The organism is Ensifer sp. ENS03 (assembly GCF_014852035.1).
GTDB classification, from domain to species: Bacteria; Pseudomonadota; Alphaproteobacteria; order Rhizobiales; family Rhizobiaceae; genus Ensifer; species Ensifer adhaerens.
The window spans coordinates 109,958-127,041 of sequence record NZ_JACVAV010000011.1 but is presented as its reverse complement, the minus strand read 5'-3'; the positions used below and the strand labels follow the sequence as shown (position 1 = coordinate 127,041).

At 62.6% G+C, this 17,084-nt stretch carries 18 protein-coding genes; 8 read left to right on the top strand and 10 right to left on the bottom strand.

Going from position 1 to position 17,084, the window contains the following annotated elements; translation table 11 throughout:
* Positions 1 to 67: 67 nt before the first annotated feature.
* The 5 genes from IB263_RS28960 (at position 68) to IB263_RS28940 (ending at position 5,205) form a co-directional block, all read left to right on the top strand.
* Entirely contained in the window at positions 68 to 1,057 is a 990-nt protein-coding gene (locus IB263_RS28960) for an ABC transporter substrate-binding protein (protein WP_034796266.1), read from the top strand.
* Positions 1,058 to 1,123: 66 nt separating this feature from the next.
* Positions 1,124 to 1,903, top strand: a complete 780-nt coding sequence (locus IB263_RS28955) for an ABC transporter ATP-binding protein (RefSeq protein ID WP_034796269.1) — start codon at positions 1,124 to 1,126, stop codon at positions 1,901 to 1,903.
* Positions 1,904 to 1,908: 5 nt separating this feature from the next.
* Complete coding sequence (locus IB263_RS28950; RefSeq protein ID WP_192439352.1) at positions 1,909 to 2,832, top strand: ABC transporter permease; 924 nt, start codon at positions 1,909 to 1,911, stop codon at positions 2,830 to 2,832.
* A gap of 15 nt (positions 2,833 to 2,847) precedes the next feature.
* Complete coding sequence (gene kynU / locus IB263_RS28945) at positions 2,848 to 4,095, top strand: kynureninase (RefSeq protein WP_112985061.1); 1,248 nt, start codon at positions 2,848 to 2,850, stop codon at positions 4,093 to 4,095.
* Positions 4,096 to 4,236: 141 nt separating this feature from the next.
* On the top strand, positions 4,237 to 5,205 hold the full coding sequence (locus tag IB263_RS28940; protein ID WP_034796273.1) for a threonine/serine dehydratase: 969 nt from the start codon (positions 4,237 to 4,239) through the stop codon (positions 5,203 to 5,205).
* An 8-nt stretch (positions 5,206 to 5,213) separates the two neighbouring features.
* Here IB263_RS28940 and IB263_RS28935 read toward each other — a convergent pair whose 3' ends face one another.
* The 7 genes from IB263_RS28935 to IB263_RS28905 all read right to left on the bottom strand — a co-directional run bounded on the left by IB263_RS28935 (position 5,214) and on the right by IB263_RS28905 (position 12,276).
* Complete coding sequence (locus IB263_RS28935) at positions 5,214 to 5,900, bottom strand: ABC transporter ATP-binding protein (protein ID WP_060580770.1); 687 nt, start codon at positions 5,898 to 5,900, stop codon at positions 5,214 to 5,216.
* Complete coding sequence (locus IB263_RS28930) at positions 5,897 to 6,646, bottom strand: ABC transporter ATP-binding protein (RefSeq protein ID WP_034796279.1); 750 nt, start codon at positions 6,644 to 6,646, stop codon at positions 5,897 to 5,899. Before IB263_RS28930 ends, IB263_RS28935 begins: the two co-directional genes overlap by 4 nt.
* Entirely contained in the window at positions 6,639 to 7,610 is a 972-nt protein-coding gene (locus IB263_RS28925; protein WP_112985031.1) for a branched-chain amino acid ABC transporter permease, read from the bottom strand. The genes IB263_RS28930 and IB263_RS28925 overlap by 8 nt, the downstream gene beginning before the upstream one ends.
* A 7-nt stretch (positions 7,611 to 7,617) precedes the next feature.
* Entirely contained in the window at positions 7,618 to 8,538 is a 921-nt protein-coding gene (locus IB263_RS28920) for a branched-chain amino acid ABC transporter permease (RefSeq protein ID WP_060530166.1), read from the bottom strand.
* 95 nt (positions 8,539 to 8,633) lie between these two features.
* Entirely contained in the window at positions 8,634 to 9,773 is a 1,140-nt protein-coding gene (locus IB263_RS28915; protein ID WP_060518003.1) for an ABC transporter substrate-binding protein, read from the bottom strand.
* 42 nt (positions 9,774 to 9,815) lie between these two features.
* Positions 9,816 to 10,652 (bottom strand): tryptophan 2,3-dioxygenase, encoded by an 837-nt coding sequence (gene kynA / locus IB263_RS28910; protein WP_060580767.1) that lies wholly within the window; start codon positions 10,650 to 10,652, stop codon positions 9,816 to 9,818.
* 4 nt (positions 10,653 to 10,656) lie between these two features.
* A complete protein-coding gene (locus IB263_RS28905; RefSeq protein ID WP_034796293.1) occupies positions 10,657 to 12,276 on the bottom strand; it encodes a benzoate-CoA ligase family protein in 1,620 nt (539 codons plus the stop codon).
* A 328-nt stretch (positions 12,277 to 12,604) separates the two neighbouring features.
* On the opposite strand from IB263_RS28905, the gene IB263_RS28900 reads away from it, so the two are divergent.
* The 3 genes from IB263_RS28900 (at position 12,605) to IB263_RS28890 (ending at position 14,995) form a co-directional block, all read left to right on the top strand.
* A complete protein-coding gene (locus IB263_RS28900) occupies positions 12,605 to 13,438 on the top strand; it encodes an alpha/beta hydrolase (RefSeq protein WP_112985062.1) in 834 nt (277 codons plus the stop codon).
* Positions 13,439 to 13,597: 159 nt separating this feature from the next.
* Entirely contained in the window at positions 13,598 to 14,050 is a 453-nt protein-coding gene (locus IB263_RS28895) for a DUF2721 domain-containing protein (RefSeq protein ID WP_034796355.1), read from the top strand.
* A gap of 519 nt (positions 14,051 to 14,569) precedes the next feature.
* On the top strand, positions 14,570 to 14,995 hold the full coding sequence (locus tag IB263_RS28890) for a DUF4168 domain-containing protein (RefSeq protein WP_192439351.1): 426 nt from the start codon (positions 14,570 to 14,572) through the stop codon (positions 14,993 to 14,995).
* 221 nt (positions 14,996 to 15,216) lie between these two features.
* Here IB263_RS28890 and IB263_RS28885 read toward each other — a convergent pair whose 3' ends face one another.
* The 3 genes from IB263_RS28885 to IB263_RS28875 form a co-directional block, all read right to left on the bottom strand.
* A complete protein-coding gene (locus tag IB263_RS28885) occupies positions 15,217 to 15,534 on the bottom strand; it encodes a hypothetical protein (protein WP_112985032.1) in 318 nt (105 codons plus the stop codon).
* Entirely contained in the window at positions 15,534 to 15,857 is a 324-nt protein-coding gene (locus IB263_RS28880; RefSeq protein ID WP_162727336.1) for a hypothetical protein, read from the bottom strand. Before IB263_RS28880 ends, IB263_RS28885 begins: the two co-directional genes overlap by 1 nt.
* 84 nt (positions 15,858 to 15,941) lie before the next feature.
* Entirely contained in the window at positions 15,942 to 16,931 is a 990-nt protein-coding gene (locus IB263_RS28875) for an aldo/keto reductase (RefSeq protein ID WP_112985034.1), read from the bottom strand.
* Positions 16,932 to 17,084 lie beyond the last annotated feature (153 nt).

The following is a 17,084-nucleotide window of genomic DNA, read 5'->3' as shown; positions in this document are numbered from 1 at the left end:
GCGGTTCCATGATCCGCGCAAGCCGCCGAGGAGGGCGGTAACGCTCGTCAAATTCTGGGAGGGATGTATGAGCAGGCTTAAGAGCACGTGGCTTTCGGGATTGGTTGTCGCCGGTGCAATGGCATGGGGACTGGGAGCAGCGGCCGCTGATCCGATCCGCATCGGCATCGCCAATTTTGGCGAGCATCCGCAATTGAACGCATCGATCGCCGGCTTCAAGAAGGCGCTGGCCGAAAACGGCTTCGTCGAAGGCAAGGACGTCGTCTACACGGAGAGCCACACCAATTTCGACGCCTCGCTGGTGCCGCAGATGATCGCCAAGCTGCAGGCCGAACAGCCGAAACTGGTCTACACGATCACCACGCCCGTCTCGCAGATCGCCAAGAAGGCGCTCGCCGGCTCCGGCATTCCGGTCGTCTTCTCCGCCGTTACCGATCCGGTGGCCGCCAAGCTCGTTCCGTCTTGGGAGGCCGGTGACGACGGCATGACCGGTGCGACCGACCTTCAGGACGTGGCCGCCGTCATGGCCTTCACCCACAAGCTGCTGCCGAACGCGAAGCGCTTTGGCGTGCCCTATAATCCGGGTGAGGCGAACGACCAGGCCCTGCTCGACAAGATCAAGGAAGCAGCGCCTGACGCAGGCTTCGAGGTCGTGGAGGTCGGCGTCGACAATGTCAACGACATCCAGCAGCGCATCGCCTCCTTCGCCGGCAAGGCCGACGTGATCTATACGCCCGCATCGAACCTGTTGCAGCCGGCGATCGGTGCTGTGTCGGCAGCCGCGCGCCAGGCGCAGATCCCGATCGTAAACTCCGACGACGGTGCAGTGCGTGACGGCGTCGTACCGGCAAGCTTTGCGGTCAACTATGAGCAGGTCGGCGTCAATGCCGGCAAGATCGCTGCTCAGATCCTCAAAGGTGCAGACCCGAAGACGATCGCGCCGTCGCGCCCGGCCTATGAGGATCACGCGCCGCTGATCTCGAAGAAGGCTGCCGCTGCCTTCGGCATCGAAGTGCCGGCAGCGCTCGCGACCGAATGCAACTGCGTGGTCGATTGATCTCCGTCTTGTCTCTTCAGTGACGGCGCCCCGAGCGCCGTCATCTCATAAGTTAAGGGGGAGCCAATGCTGGAAATCAGATCGGCCCGCAAAGTTTTCTACAAGGGGCAGGCGGACGAAAAAGTCGCGCTCGACGGCCTCAATCTCAGCCTTGCCACGGGCGAATTTGGCGTCGTCATCGGTTCCAACGGCGCCGGCAAGAGCAGCATGCTCAACGCCATTTCGGGTGCATTGGTGCTCGATAGCGGCCAGATCGTCATCAATGGCGACGACGTGACCGCAACGCCCGTACACAAGCGCGCGATGCGGCTTGCCCGCGTGTTCCAGGACCCGATGCGCGGCACCGCTGCCTCTATGACGGTGGCCGAAAACATGCTGCTTGCCGAATTGCGCAGCAACAAACGCACCCTGCGGCGCGGCCTGAACGCGACGCGGCTCGCCACCTACAGGGAACGCCTGTCGCTGCTCGGGCTCGGCCTTGAAAACCGCCTCGACACACGGGTGGAGCTGCTTTCCGGCGGCCAGCGGCAATCGCTGTCCTTGATCATGGCGGTCGGCGGCGAGCCGGAACTGCTGCTGCTCGACGAACACACCGCAGCGCTTGATCCGCGCACCGCCGATATCGTCATGCAGGCGACGATCCGCGCGGTCGAAGCCCTGAAGCTGACAACGCTGATGGTGACGCACAACATGCAGCACGCGGTGGATTTCGGTCACAAGGTCATCATGCTCGACGCCGGGCGCGTCCGTCTCGAAATCGACGGCAAGGAAAAGGCGCAGACGACCGTGCCGGATCTGATCGGCCACTTCTCCGTCAAAACCGACCGCATGTTCCTGGCGAGCTGACGATCATGGATATTCTTCAAAATACCTTCGCGAGCTTCGTCTCGCTCGTTCCCGTCACGCTCGCGCAGAGCCTGATCCTCGCCTTCGTCGTGCTCGGGATCATGATCCCGTTCCGCATGTTGAGCTTCCCGGATCTGACCAGCGAGGGTGCGTTTCCGCTCGGCGGCTGCGTCTGCGGCGTGCTGATGGCGGCGGGCATGTCGCCGCTCGCCGCGATCGCCATCGCACTTCTCGCCGGATTCGTTGCCGGCTGCTGCACGGCCTTCATCCATCTGCGGTTCCGGATCCACACGCTGCTCGCCGGCATCCTGATGATGACGATGCTTTATTCGATCAACCTCAGGATCATGGGTCGCTCGAACCTCTCGGTCTTCGGTGCGCCAACGGTGTTCGACTGGGCGCCGGGGCTGCAGCCGGGCTTCCCCGCAAGCAAGATCGTCGTCGCGGGCCTGATCGCACTCATCGTCTTCGTCCTGCTCTACCACTTCTTCCGCACGGAGAAAGGCACGGCCGTTCGCGCCGTCGGCGCCAATCCCGATATGGCTGAAGCTCAAGGGATCAATGTCTGGATGGCGACGATCGGTGGCGTCGGGCTTGCGGGTGCGTTTTCGGCGGCAGGCGGCGCGCTGATGGTGCAGTCGCAGGGCTTTGCCGACGTCAACATGGGCCTCGGCATCCTGATCAACGGCCTTGCGGCGCTGATGATCGGCGAGGCGATCGTCGGCAAGCAGAGCGTGGCGCGCCAGCTCGCTGCGCCGTTCGTAGGTGCGATCGTCTACTACCAGCTCGTCTCCTTCTGCCTGGCCGCCGGCATGCCACCGCCGGACCTGAAACTTGCGACCGGCCTCTTCGTTCTGGCCATGCTGGCTCTTCCGAGCCTCAAGCGAATCCGCGGCCCTGCGCCCGCCCGCGAAACCGTTCGCGAATAAATGAGGACCACCTTCATGAATGCAGTTCCTGATCTTGCCGCGATAAAGGCCATGGATGCGGCCGATGTGCTCAGCCCGATGCGCGAGCGTTTCATCCTGCCGCCGGGTCTCATCTATCTCGACGGCAACTCGCTCGGCGTTGCCTCGTCCGCCGCCTTCGACGAGCTTCGCAAGGCCGCCACCGAGGAATGGGGGCAGGACCTCATCCGCAGCTGGAATACGGCCGGCTGGTTCGAGATGCCGCTGACGCTCGGCGACCGGGTCGGGCGGCTGATCGGGGCGGCCGCCGGCCAGACCGTCGTCTGCGACACCACGTCGATCAACATCTACAAGGCCCTCCATGCGGCCATGGCCTTGCGGTCCGATCGGTCGGTGATCGTCAGCGAAGGCGGCAGTTTCCCGACCGATCTCTACATGGCCGAAGGCGTGGTCTCGACGCGTCCGGGCGCCTCGCTCAGGCTCGAAGGGGTCGATGCGCCCGCGATCGAGGATCTGATCGATGGCAGCGTCGCCGTCGTTCTCGTCAACCACGTCAACTACAAGTCCGGCGAGCTGCGCGATATGGCGGCCCTGACCCGCAAGGCGCACGAACATGGCGCACTGGTCATCTGGGACCTCTGCCATACGGCCGGCGCGTTGCCAGTCGATCTTGACGACGCCAATGTCGATTTCGCGGTCGGCTGCACCTACAAGTACCTGAACGGTGGCCCCGGAGCCCCCGCCTTCATCTATGCAGCCACCCGTCACCACGGCGATATCCGCCAGCCGCTCACCGGCTGGTGGGGACACGCCCGTCCCTTCGCCTTCGAGAAGCACTATGCTGCCGGCGAGGGCATCCGCCGTTTCCTCTGCGGAACACAGCCGATCCTGTCGCTGCGGGCGCTAAAGGGCGCGCTCGACGTCTGGGACGAGGTCGACATGAAAGCGCTGCGCGAAAAGAGCATCCAGCTCACGGATCTCTTCATCGCGCTCGTTGAGGCGAAATGCGGTGCCCACGGTCTGGCGCTCGAAAGCCCGCGCGACGGAACCAAGCGCGGAAGCCAGGTATCGTTCAAACACCCGCACGCTTACGAAATCATGCAGGCGCTGATTGCCCGTGGCGTTATCGGTGATTTCCGCGCGCCGACGACGATGCGCTTCGGCTTCACGCCGCTCTATGTGAGCTACGCCGACGTCTGGCAGGCCGTCGAAATCCTGGAGGACATCCTCAAGACCGGTGCATGGCAGGATGCGCGCTTCGCGGTCCGTGCGGCCGTAACCTGATTGATGGCACCAAAGAGCAGCGGGCGGTATTTCGCCCGTTGCCTCTTGTTCAGACACATACCGAGGCTGCCGCCCCCAAGCGGATTCGTTCAGAGCCATTGTGCCTGGAGGCGAGAGGACGGCTAACGGGGGACTTAAGCAATGATCGCGCCACACCGCCCGACCCCGGAGGAAATCGCCGATGCTCGTAAACGCATCGCGCCGCATTTCGCGCGCACACCGCTCGTCAGGCTCGATCTTGGGTTTCCGGACCGTCAGATATTCCTGAAACTGGAGACGCTGTCGCCAATTGGCGCGTTCAAGCTCCGTCCCGCCTTGAACGCTGTGTTGTCGCGCGATCCGGCCGAACTCGAAAGCGGCGTCGCAGTCACCAGTTCCGGCAATATGGCCTATGGCATGGCCTGGGCGGCACGCCTCATCGGTGTGCCGATGGTTGCCTACATGTATCGCGGCGCACCCCAGACCAAGATCGACGGTGTGCGTGCGCTCGGCGGAGAAGTACGGTTCGTCAGTGCCGAGACCTGGTGGGACTACATCACTGGCGCCGATCATCCGGATGCGCTGGAACTGCTGATCAATCCGGTGACCGATCAGGCGGTGCTGGCCGGGAACGGCTCCATCGGTGTGGAGATCATCGAGGATCTGCCCGATGTCGACGTCGTGCTTACCCCGTATGGCGGTGGCAGCATGACCACCGGGGTGGCCAGCGCTATCAAGGCCGCTTCCGACCGCTGCCGTGTCTTTGCGGTTGAAGATGACAGCGCCGCCCCTGTTTCGGCGGCCCTGGTCGCTGGCCAAATCGTGACGATCGAAACCCGCCCCTCCTTTATCAAGAGCATCGGCGCGCCGTCGCTGGTGCCTCAGATCTGGCCGGTGGTCGGTGACCTGATCGATGGGGCGATTGCGGTCAGCCCGGGGCAGGTGACCGAAGCGATGCGGATTCTCTTCAAGAAGGCGAAGATCGTTGCCGAAGGCGCGGGTGCTGCCTCGCTTGCCGCCGCAATCGCGCGACCGGATCTCAAGGGAAACATCGTCTGCGTGGTCTCGGGCGGAAACATCGACGCGGCTGCCTATTCCACAGTGCTCGGCGGTGGCATTCCCTCGGCCTGAGCGACCGATCAAACGCCGAGATAGCGATCCTGGAGTTCTGGCGTCAGCGCAAGCGGCGCTCCCTCGAACACGGTCGCGCCCTTTTCCAGGACGAAGCAGCGGTCGGCAACGGGCAGGAGTTCCGAAAGCGTCTTGTCGACGACGAGGATCGACTGCCCTGCCGCCTTCAGAGTGCGGATCGCCGACCAGATATCCTGGCGAATGACCGGCGCCAGCCCTTCCGTTGCCTCGTCGAGAATGAGCAGGCTGGGATTGGTCATCAAGGCCCGGCCGATCGCAAGCATCTGCTGCTCCCCGCCCGAAAGCGTGTTGGCATACTGATCGCGCCGCTCGCCGAGGCGAGGGAAGAGCGCGGTCACTTTCTCGAAGGTCCATTCGTTTCCGCGAGCCGTGGCGACGAGGTTCTCCATGACGGTGAGATTGGGAAAGCAGCGCCGTCCTTCAGGAACGAGACCGAGGCCGAGCCTTGCAATCCGGTGCGGGCGCAGGCCGGAGATGGTCTTGCCGGCAAAGGAGATGGCGCCTGAACGCGGGCGCACGAGCCCGAGGATCGAGTTGATCGTCGTCGTCTTGCCCATGCCGTTGCGGCCCATGAGCGCGACGACCTCGCCCTCGCGCACATCGAGGTTGACGCCAAAGAGCGCTTGGGATGCGCCGTAGAAGGTTTCGAGACGTTTGAGTTCGAGCAGGCTCACGCGGCTTCTCCCAGATAGGCCCGGCGCACATCCGGATCGCTGCGGATTTCATCGACTGTGCCTGACGCGATGATGCGGCCGTAGACCAGCACGGAGATGCGATCCGCCAGCGCAAAGACCGCATCCATGTCGTGCTCCACCAAGAGCATTGGCGCTTCGTGGCGCAGCCCATCAAGGAACGAAGTCAGCCGCTTGGAGCCCTCCGGTCCCATGCCGGCCATGGGCTCGTCGAACAGAAAGACTTTCGGCGACAGCGCCAGCGCGATGGCGATTTCGAGTTGCCGGCGTTCGCCGTGCGAGAGTTCGGCCGCCGGCACGTGGGCACGCGCAGCAAGATCGACGCGCTCCAGCATCGCCATCGCCGGTTCGGTCAGTTCCTTGTCGTTGCTGACCTGGCGAAAGAAGTGGAAGCTGCTGCCGTGGCGCGCCTGCACCGCCAGCATGACGTTGCGAAGAGCCGAGAATTCCTGCGCCAGCGAGGAGATCTGGAAGCTACGGGCAAGGCCGAGCCTTGCGCGGGCGGCCATATCGAGGCCGCCGATATCCTGGCCGAGAAAACGGATCGTGCCGCTGTCGGCCCTGAGCGATCCGGCAATCTGGTGGATCAGCGTGCTCTTGCCGGCGCCGTTCGGGCCGATCAGCGCATGGATCTGCCCCGGGTGAAGCTCGAGGCTGACGCCATCAGTCGCTTTAAGGGCGCCGAAGGATTTTCTGAGGTCGCGGATTTCGAGAACGGGCTCAGACATGGCGCGGCTTTCCGGAGAGGAGACCCAGCAGACCGCCGCGGGCAAACAGCACGATGCCGAGCAGGATGAGGCCGAGGAAGAACTGCCAGCGCTCGGTGATGCCGCCGAGCACATATTCGAAGAAGACGAAGATCATCGCGCCGGCAACCGGGCCGAACAGTCGGCCTTTGCCGCCGAGGATGATCAGCACGATCAGTTCACCCGACATGTGCCAGGAGAGCATAGAGGGACCGACGAAGCGATTGAGGTCGGCATAGAGCGCGCCGGCAAACCCGGTGATCATCGCCGAGACGGCGAAGGCGACGAGGCGGATGTTGAAAGGTGCGATGCCGACTGCGGCAAGGCGGGTACCGTTCTGTCTCGCCGCCTGCAGGGCGCTGCCGAAGCGTGAACCCTCGACCACGCGAAACAGAAGCAGCGCCGCCATCAGTGCCGCGTAGCAGATCAGGAAATAGGGCAGGGGCTTGGCCGTGTTGACGCCGGGAAAGGCGTTGCGCATCGACAGCGACAGGCCGTCCTCGCCGCCATAGGCCGGCCAGGAAACCGCGAAGTAGTAGATCATCTGCGCGAAGGCGAGCGTGATCATGATGAAATAGACGCCTGAGGTGCGCAGGCTGATCGCACCGATCGGCAACGCGATGAGCCCGGCGACCGCGACGGCGACGACCCAGATCAGCGGCATGGATGTCGTCGCCGGAATGCCGGCAAAGAGCGGTTCGGCATTGAAGGCGTGCGTGGCGAGGATGCCGGCGACATAACCGCCGAGCCCGAAAAAGGCCGCATGCCCGAAAGAGAGCAGCCCACCAAGCCCGAGCGCCATATTGAGGCCGACGGCGGCAAGCGCCAGCACGACGATGCGGGTTGCGAGCGTCACGTAGAAGGGTTCGCCCAAGCTTGCAGCCAGTATCGGCGCACCGAGAAGCAGCAGGGCGAGAAGCAGGTTGATTGTGGTTTCGCGGGTCATCTTGGCCTCATGACTGTGCCGAAAACAGGCCACTCGGCCTGAAGGCGAGGATAAGGGCCATGACGACGTAGATCAGCATCGAGGCGAGCGCCGCACCGATCGTGGTCGCCTGTGATGCGGGCATGGTGAGTGCCAGAAGCGATGGGAGCAGGAAACGGCCCATCGTGTCGACGACACCGACGATGACAGCGCCGACCAGTGCCCCCTTGATCGAGCCGATACCGCCAATGACGATGACGACGAAGGCGAGGATGAGGACCGGTTCGCCCATGCCGACCTGCACCGATTGCAATGCACCCACCAATGCGCCGGCAAGCCCGGCAAGCGCTGCACCGAGTGCGAAGACGACCGTATAGAGCGTGCCGATGTCGACACCGAGCGCTCCGATCATCTCTCGATCGGACTCGCCCGCCCGGATGCGCATGCCGAGCCGGGTTCTGGAGATCAACAGATAGAGGCCGATCGCAACGGCAATGCCGACGCCGATGATCGCCAGGCGGTAGAGCTGGTACTGGCCGCCGCCCGGCAGCGGTACGGCACCCTGGAGCGAGGGCGGAATGTCGAGATAGAGCGGGAAGGAGCCGAAGAGCCAGCGGGCGCCTTCCGACAGGATCAGAATCAGCGCGAAGGTCGCAAGGACCTGATCGAGATGATCGCGGTCGTAGAGCCTGCGGATGACGGCAACCTCGATGATCGCGCCGACACCAGCTGCAGCTGCAAGGCTGGCGATGAGGCCGATCCAGAAGGAGCCGGTGGCGGCTGCGACCGTGGCGCAGGCAAAGGCGCCGATCATATACAGTGAGCCGTGCGCCAGGTTGATGAGGCCCATGACCCCGAAAATCAGGGTCAGGCCGGCGGCCATCAGAAACAGCATCACACCGAGCTGGAGCCCGTTGAGCAGTTGTTCGATCAGAAGTGCGGTGAACAAGAGACCGGTCCAAGCTTGATGTCAGGAGGACATGGATCATCGACCGGATGGCGGCATCAAGGCCGCGCACCCGGGCAAACGACAGGTGCAGGGCACTACATGCTGCACTTCTCGGCGTAGGCGTCCTTGTGGTCTTCGAAGGCGGTGGCGATAATCTTGTTGGTGAGCACGCCGTCGGCTTCCTTCACCACCTCGCGGACGTAGATGTTCTGGATCGGGTGGTTGTTGTTGTTGAAGACGAATTTGCCGCGCACCGACTGGAAGTCTGCTGCCTTAAGTGCTGCGCGGAAGGCGTCCTTGTCTTTGACGCTTGCCTTGGACAGCGCGGCGAGGATCAGGTTTGCGGTATCCCAGCTCTGCGCCGCGTAGATCGAGGGCAGGCGCTTGTACTCGGCCTTGAAGGCTTCGACGAACTTCTTGTTGGCCTCGTTGTCGAGGTCCTTCGACCAGGTCGCCGAGTTCTTGACGCCAAGCGCCGCGTCGCCGATCGCCGGCAGGACGTCCTGGCTAAAGGAGAAGCCCGGGCCCATGACGGGGATGTTCACGCCCGACTGGGCATATTGCTTCATGAAGGCGATGCCCATGCCGCCGGGCAGGAAGAAGTAGACGGTGTCGGCACCCGAGGCGCGGATCTGGGCGATTTCGGCAGCGTAGTCCGTCTGCCCGACCTGCGTGTAGATCTCGCCGGCAAGCGCGCCCTTGTAATAGCGCTTGAAGCCGGTCAGCGCGTCCTTGCCGGCGGGGTAGTTGGGGGCGAGGATGAAGGCGTTCTTATAGTCCTTGTTGGCGTATTGCCCCATCGCCTCATGGAAATTGTCGTTCTGGTAGGCGACGTTGAAATAGTTCGCATTGCAGTTCGCACCGGCAAGTGCCGAGGGACCGGCGTTCGGCGACAGATAGATCACGTCCTGTGCCACCGTGTTCGGCACGACGGCCATCGCAAGGTTCGACCAGATGATCCCCGTCATCAGGTCGACCTTGTCGCCCTGGATCATCTTCTCGGCGATCTGCACCGCAAGTTCCGGCTTCTGGGCATCGTCCTCGATCACCAGCTCGACGTCCTTGTTGCCCGACTGCTTGATCGCCAGCGTGAAGGCGTCGCGCATATCGATGCCGAGGCCGGCGCCGCCGCCCGACAGCGTGGTGATGACGCCGATCTTCACCGGCTCGGCATGGGCAAGGCTTGACGTTGCAAGTGAAAGGCCAAGAAGGCCTGCTGCCAGAATGCGGTTCATGCTGTTCTCCTCTTTGTTGGTTCCCTTTTGGGTTGTGTTCTATCAGAGACCCGTGCGCACGTGCCAGAGCTCGGGGAAAAGTTCCACTTCGAGCATCTTTTTCAGATAGGACGCGCCGGATGTGCCCCCGGTTCCGCGTTTCATGCCGATGATGCGCTCGACGGTCGTGACGTGGTTGAAGCGCCAGCGACGGAAGTAGTCCTCGAAATCGACCAGTTTCTCGGCGAGCTCGTAGAGCATCCAATAGCGCTCGGGATCGCGGTAGACGATCTGCCAGGCGGCGAAGACCTTTTCGCTTTCCGTGCGCGTCTCGCGGAAATCGCTCTTGTCCGCCTCCGCGCCGACATCGAAACCGTTGCGCGAAAGAAGCCGGATCGCCTCGTCGTAGAGCGACGGCGCTGCCAGGATCGCTTCCAGCTTTTCCATGATGTCGGGGCGGTGCGCATGCGGCCCGAGCATCGCGACATTGCGGTTGCCGGCGAGGAACTCGATCGCCCGGTACTGCCAGGACTGGAAGCCGGAGGATTGGCCGAGCGATTCACGGAACGTGGTGTATTCGCTGGGGGTCATCGTTCGCAGCACATCCCAGGCGCTGTTCAGCTGCTCGAAGATGCGGGCGACGCGCGTCAGCATCTTGAATGCGGGCTCCAGCCGGTCGTCGCGGATCGAGCGGACCGCCGCGTTGATCTCGTGCAGCGCGAGCTTCATCCAGAGCTCGGACGTCTGATGCTGGATTATGAACAGCATCTCGTCATGGGCTTTGGAAAGCGGCTCCTGCGCATCCAGTACCTTTTCCAGCATCAGGTAGTCGCTATAGGACATGCGTCCCTCGAACGACATCTGGGCGCCTTCTTTCGAAGGGTCGTATGATTTGCTCATGTTTTCAGTTCTCCGACCGCAATCGGAACCGCTGGATCTTGCCCGTGGCTGTTTTCGGCAGGTTGTCCAGGAACTTTACCGATCGCGGATATTTGTAAGGCGCGATCGTCGCCTTCACATGATCCTGCAGACGCTTGATCGTTGCGTCGTCTGCCGACACGCCAGATATCAGAACGACATAGGCTTCGACAATCTGGCCGCGTTCCTGATCGGGCGCACCGACGACGGCGCATTCTGCGACCTCCGGGTGGGAAATCAGGGCGGCTTCGACCTCGGGGCCGGCGATGTTGTAGCCGGCGGTGATGATCATGTCGTCCGAACGGGCGGCGAAATGGAAGAAGCCGTCCTCGTCCTGATAGAAGGCGTCGCCGGTCAGGTTCCAGCCGTCGCGCACATAGTCGCGCTGTCGGCTGTCGGCCATGTAGCGGCAGCCGGTCGGGCCACGCACCGCAAGCCTGCCGATCGTGCCGCGGGGGACTTCCTGCATGTCGTCATTGACGATCCGCGCTTCGTAGCCGCCGACCGGCTTTCCGGTCGAGGCGGGCTTGCGGTCCTCGAAGCGGTTGGAAATGAAGATATGCAGCATCTCGGTCGCGCCGATCCCGTCGAGGATCGGCTTGCCGGTCTTGGCCGTCCATTCCTCGAAGACCGGACCGGGCAGGGTCTCGCCCGCCGAGATCGCGACGCGCAGTGATGAAAGATCGGCGCCGTTATCCATCGCCTTCATCATTGCCCGATAGGCGGTGGGGGCGGTAAACGAGATCGTCGCTTTGTACTTCTCGATGATCTCCACCATGTTGGCCGGCGTCGCATGCTCGAGCAGTGTCGCTGCGGCTCCAAAGCGCAAGGGGAAGATCGCAAGGCCGCCAAGGCCAAAGGTGAATGCGAGCGGCGGCGAGCCGACGAAGATATCGTCGGGCGTGACCCCGAGCACTTCGCGGGCATAGCCGTCGGCGATCGCCAGGAGATCGCGGTGAAAGTGCATGGTCGCCTTCGGAATCCCCGTCGTGCCAGAGGTGAAACCGAGCAGCGCCACATCGTCGCGACCGGTATGCACCGCCTCGAAGACCACTGATTTGTCGAGCGCAATGCGGTCGAGTTCGGCGTCGTGGTTTGCGGTCCCGTCGAAACTCACGACCTGCTTCAGGAAGCGGCTGTCCTTGGCGCAGACGATCATTTCTTCCATCAGTCGCGTGTCGCAAAGTGCTAGGCTGACTTCGGCCTTGTCGACGATCTTGGCGAGTTCCCCGGCCCGGAGCATCGGCATGGTGTTGACGACGACGGCGCCGGCCTTGGTGGCTGCCAGCCAGCAGGCAACCATGGCCGGATTGTTGGCGGAGCGGATGAGCACGCGGTGCCCGGGCTTCACACCGTAATTCTCAACCAGCGCGTGGGCGAGACGGTTGGTCCAGTCGGACAGTTCCTTGTAAGTCCGGCGCCGGCCATTGCCGATCAACGCGGTATGATCGCCGAAACCCTTGGCAACCATGGCGTCCGTCAATTCGACGGCGGCGTTGAGGTGATCCGGGTAGTCAAAACCTTCGAGAAGAAACTCCGGCCATTCTTCCTGTGGCGGAAGATGGTCGCGGGTGAACGTATCGACGTGCGAAGTCGGTCCAAGCATGTGGCGGCTGTTCCCTAATTTCGTTCGTGCCTGTTGCCCAGGCATTGTTCAAAGCCGGCGGAAAGTCTTGCGGTGGTTCAAAGCCCTGGTCTGCGGACAAGCGGCAAGCGTCGCGGCACTATTCAAAGTGACACGGGCCGTCGCCGACGCGACTCCAGTTATGGCGATAGGCACAGCGAGACCTCCACTTCTCGGCTGAACATGGGGCAGCATCGCACCAGTCCAAAATTATTTCAAGCCTAAAGTTTTTTCGATGGCCGGCATTGCCTTTCCCGGTGGGGCAGGCGATTGCTATCTGTGAGGAGACATCAAAGGGAGGATGAAATCGATGCTGGAACACCGCATTTCCGACTGGGACGACGCCTATGCGAACGGCTCGAACATCGCGCGCGGCGATCGCTGGCCGGAAGCCTGGGTCAAACCGGCCGAGGCGTTCCGCAACGCCCTCTTGAGCGCCGGACGCGCCAAACTCGACCTTGCCTATGGCGATCGGCCGAGGAACCGTATGGATCTCTTTCTTCCCGACGGTTCGCCCAAGGGCCTGGTGGTATTCGTCCACGGCGGGTACTGGCTACAGCTCGACAAGAGCTTCTGGTCGCACCTGGCGGCCGGAGCAGTGGAGCGCGGCTATGCCGTCGCGATGCCGTCCTACACGCTCTGCCCAAAGATTCGCATTGCCGGGATCGTCGAAGAGGTCGCCGCCGCTATAAGCGAGGCATCGAAACGCGTCGAGGGTCCCTTGATGCTGACCGGCCATTCGGCCGGCGGCCACCTCGTCAGCCGAATGATCACGACGACCGCGCCGCTTTCGCCTGACGTCCAGGGCCGGATCCGCAACGTCGTCTCGATCTCCGGCGTGCATGACCTGCGCCCGATCATGTCGACGGCCATGAACGAGAAGCTCGCGATCGACGAGGCCGAGGCACTTTCACAGAGCCCGGCACTGCTGCGGCCGATGCTAGACGCCCGCATCACCTGCTGGGTCGGAGGCGGCGAGCGTGCGGAGTTCCTGCGTCAGAACGCGCTTCTTGCCAATATCTGGACCGGATTGGGTGCAACGACGGCTGCTGTCGCGGAGCCGGACCGGCACCACTTCAACGTCGTCGACGGCCTTGCCGACGCCAAGCATCCCCTGGTGCGGACGTTACTGTTGGGCGTGTGAACGTCGGGCTGGGTCGCTCCCGTATTCCCTTGATAAGGGTATGAAGCGCTTCTATCTGCGCCATATCTCGGTGTTTGTATCGCTACTATATCCGTCAAAACTGACTAGAGTGCTCCTCCCGGTCTCGCCGGAAGCGAGCGACGCAAAATGAAGGCAAGCATGGAGACGCCGTCGACCGTCATCGATCTCGCTTCGATCGTCCAAACCTCGCTGGCGCCCGTCTTTCTTCTCGCCGGCACTGCCGGCTTCGTCAGTGTCTATGCCTCCCGGCTTGGCAGGGTGTCCGATCGCGTCAACGAGATCGGGGAGAAATACGAGCAGAACGACGCGCGGCGGATGCAGCTTGACTATCTGCGCCGGCGGACGCTGGCGCTGGAGATCGCCGTTGCGCTGGGGACTTTCGCGGCGATCTGCACGGGCTGCGCCATTCTCAATCTGCTCGCCGGCGCGCTTGCCTTCGGGTTTCGCGAGGAGAACCTTTTCTGGTTTTTCGGCGGCGCGATCGTCTCGCTCATCGGGTCGCTGTTGGCCTTCCTGTTCGAGATGCTGATCGCCGGGCGGAACATGCTGCGCCAGATGCGCATGGATCAGGCAGCGTCGGGCGGCGACTGATGCGGTGCCGCCGTGCCGGTGCCGCCGTCAGCTTTCAGGCGAATTCAACCGTCGACTGCGCCTCGTTTTACCACCCACTCGATAAACACTTTGGCGATTGGCGAGCTGTCCCGGTTCTTCTGCGTGACGATGTAGTAGCCCTTCGTTGCCGATTTGATGAAACCCGTGAGCGGCCGCGTATAGACACCCTGTCGAAACCGCGTGGCCGCGATATCCCGGGCCTCGAATTGGCCGTCGTTGCCATGACGCGTTGAATCTGGCGCGCCGGTTCAGGCGCGAGCGGGTGGGAAGAAGTAGTCGGCCCAGGACCGGGAGAGAGTGCCATTCTTGATAGGACCGGACCCGTCGGGTGAGCCGTAAAGCTGCCGTGGAATGGTCAGCAAATGGCCCCGATACGGCCGCATCGAGCCCATTCCAGCGTTCCATCGTCGCGGCGCATTCGGTATCCGGCCGACCTTAGGGGCGATTGAAAGTCAGTATCGCTCCTGATCACGTCATGCGCATCAGAGAGGAATGAATATGATCACCGGTTACAAACCCGTCGCGTCGCTCGCGGCGGCAGTCTTTAGCTTCATGATCGTCAGTCCCGCATCCGCCCTTGAGATCGCTCAGGCTGAAACGACCCAGCCGACGCAGGGCCAGGCTGGCAGCAAGGGCCCGGACGCTGCGATCAGCGACCAGAAAATCGAAGCCTTCGCGGTTGCCTATCTTCAGGTCGACAAGGTCAGGCAGGAATATTCCGCCAAGATAGAAGCAACGTCGGATGCAACGGCGAAGAAGGACCTGGAGAACGAAGCCAGCAAGAAAATGGTGGAGGCCGTCCAAGCCTCGCCGGCCATTTCGATCGAAGAGTATTCGGCAATCCTTACAGCTGCACAGAGCGATCCGGCAGTCGCCAAGAAGGTTCAGGCAAAACTCCAAGACACCGCTCCGTCACAGCAATAGCCGGGCTCGGACGCAACCAGTTGGACAGCGACAAATGGGTAGCCCGCACCAGGTGTGGGCTACCCGCTACGAAATGGACCTTCACCGATCTGCCGGCCAAGGTCCAGCCGCTTCAATCTCGCCTGGTTAGCCTCTTCCGCTTTCCTGTTGTCCTTTGACGATCACTTAAGCCCCAGTTCGCGAACTCTCGCGCTGAAACCCGCAATCCGGCAATGGGCTCGTCAGTTCGGGCGCCTGGCAAGAAGTCCGGCGAAACGATCGGCATCGAAGCCGGCGTCAGGGCCGACCCCGAAGACACGGCGATGTGATTCCATGATGGCTGTGGCGATCAGTTGCTGGCGCAGCGATCTGCGTGCGCCACGGGTGGGTGCGGGAAAGACGCCGCTGAAGGTCTCGGCCACCATGCCGGCAACGGCCGGCACCTGGGTGACATTCGAAATCCAGAGCGGGCGAAGCTGGTTGCGCCAAAAGAGAAGGAAACAGGTGAGGCCGTAGAGGATCCAGGAAAGCCCCTGGCTGCGAACCGCCGGGCCGATCATCACGAGCCCCAGATGGAGGACTTCGACCGGTTTGCCGGAAAGAGAGACCTGGAGGACAGGCAGCGCGTTGAAGGCAACCGGCTCACCGTCGGAAACCGGTAGACGACCGTGACGATCGTTCGGGTGAGCGCATCTTCACGCTCGGAGAAGATGCCGTAGCCGAGCTCCCCACCGGGAACCGACCGTTGCGCGACTTTTCGCAGGTCCTGCCTTAGCCTGGCGACCTCGCGCTCGTTCGTCCATAGCCCGGGAGCTTCCACGATCCTTGCGCGGGTGGAGCTTCTGCAAGCTTCGGTCGCATCCTTGCGGAAGAGGACAAACATTTGGTTTAATTCCTGGAAGAGATGCCGGGGCGAGCGCAATCATGCTCCCGCCCCACTGGTTGTACTTGGATGTCTGACGCGGCCTTAGAGGCCGGTCGTCTTCAGCAACTGTTCTGGGTAGCGCTCTCCCTCGATCGGGATTGCCGCGGCCGCTGTTTCGATTTCGGCGAGATCGGCATCCGTCAGCGCGACATTGACCGAGGCGAGGTTCTCTTCCAGGCGATGAAGCTTGGTCGTGCCGGGGATCGGGACGATCCATGGCTTTTGTGCCAGCAACCAGGCGAGTGCGATTTGCGCAGGCGTGGCGCCCCTGTCGTCCGCGATCCTCTTCAGGAGATCGACGAGCGCCTGGTTCTTTTCCATTGCCTCGGGCGTGAAGCGCGGCAGGATCTTGCGGAAGTCGCCCTCGCCGAGCCTGGTATCCTTGCTCATCGCACCGGTAAGAAAGCCCTTTCCGAGCGGGCTATAGGGCACAAGGCCAATGCCGAGCTCTTCGCAGGCTTCAAGGATGCCGTTCGTCTCCGGGCCGCGGGTCCAGAGCGAATACTCGTTCTGGAGCGTGGTGACCGGCTGGACTGCATGCGCCCGCCGCACGGTTTGAGCCCCGGGCTCGGACAGGCCGAAGTGCCGAACCTTGCCGGCAGCGATGAGATCCTTCACAGCGCCTGCGACGTCCTCGATCGGCACGTTTGGATCGACGCGATGCTGATAGAAGAGGTCGATGACATCGACCCCGAGGCGTTTCAGCGATGCGTCGCAGACCGAGCGGATGTGCTCCGGCCGACTGCTCAAGCCCGACTGCTTGCCGTCAACGATGTTGAAGCCGAACTTGGTGGCGATGACCACGCGGTCGCGTACGGGCTTGAGGGCCTCGCCGACCATCTCCTCGTTGGTGAAGGGGCCGTAGACCTCCGCGGTATCGAAGAAGGTCACGCCGCGATCGACCGCCTGGCGGATCAGCGTAACGCCCTCCTGCCTGCTGACCTTGCTGGCATAGCCGAAATCCAGGCCCATGCAGCCAAAGCCGAGGGCTGAGACTTCTAGATCCGCTCTTCCGAGAATTCGCTTCTTCATGTCTTTGCTCCGTTCGTGATAGCGGCGAGCGCGCACGAGACCAGCCGGCGCTCTCTTCAAGAGGGCACGCCGGTTCAACGCGTCCTGGCCTCAATCTAGATCTCGCGGAGAAATTCGATTAGATGCTAAATCAAGAATGAACCTATATTGTGG

Coding starts and splice junctions, on each gene's coding strand:
- IB263_RS28960 (WP_034796266.1), top strand. CDS start 68: ATGAGCAGGCTTAAGAGCACGTGGCTTTCGGGATTGGTTGTCGCCGGT.
- IB263_RS28955 (WP_034796269.1), top strand. CDS start 1,124: ATGCTGGAAATCAGATCGGCCCGCAAAGTTTTCTACAAGGGGCAGGCG.
- IB263_RS28950 (WP_192439352.1), top strand. CDS start 1,909: ATGGATATTCTTCAAAATACCTTCGCGAGCTTCGTCTCGCTCGTTCCC.
- kynU (WP_112985061.1), top strand. CDS start 2,848: ATGAATGCAGTTCCTGATCTTGCCGCGATAAAGGCCATGGATGCGGCC.
- IB263_RS28940 (WP_034796273.1), top strand. CDS start 4,237: ATGATCGCGCCACACCGCCCGACCCCGGAGGAAATCGCCGATGCTCGT.
- IB263_RS28930 (WP_034796279.1), bottom strand. CDS start 6,646: ATGTCTGAGCCCGTTCTCGAAATCCGCGACCTCAGAAAATCCTTCGGC.
- IB263_RS28925 (WP_112985031.1), bottom strand. CDS start 7,610: ATGACCCGCGAAACCACAATCAACCTGCTTCTCGCCCTGCTGCTTCTC.
- IB263_RS28915 (WP_060518003.1), bottom strand. CDS start 9,773: ATGAACCGCATTCTGGCAGCAGGCCTTCTTGGCCTTTCACTTGCAACG.
- kynA (WP_060580767.1), bottom strand. CDS start 10,652: ATGAGCAAATCATACGACCCTTCGAAAGAAGGCGCCCAGATGTCGTTC.
- IB263_RS28905 (WP_034796293.1), bottom strand. CDS start 12,276: ATGCTTGGACCGACTTCGCACGTCGATACGTTCACCCGCGACCATCTT.
- IB263_RS28900 (WP_112985062.1), top strand. CDS start 12,605: ATGCTGGAACACCGCATTTCCGACTGGGACGACGCCTATGCGAACGGC.
- IB263_RS28895 (WP_034796355.1), top strand. CDS start 13,598: ATGGAGACGCCGTCGACCGTCATCGATCTCGCTTCGATCGTCCAAACC.
- IB263_RS28890 (WP_192439351.1), top strand. CDS start 14,570: ATGATCACCGGTTACAAACCCGTCGCGTCGCTCGCGGCGGCAGTCTTT.
- IB263_RS28885 (WP_112985032.1), bottom strand. CDS start 15,534: ATGATCGGCCCGGCGGTTCGCAGCCAGGGGCTTTCCTGGATCCTCTAC.
- IB263_RS28880 (WP_162727336.1), bottom strand. CDS start 15,857: ATGTTTGTCCTCTTCCGCAAGGATGCGACCGAAGCTTGCAGAAGCTCC.
- IB263_RS28875 (WP_112985034.1), bottom strand. CDS start 16,931: ATGAAGAAGCGAATTCTCGGAAGAGCGGATCTAGAAGTCTCAGCCCTC.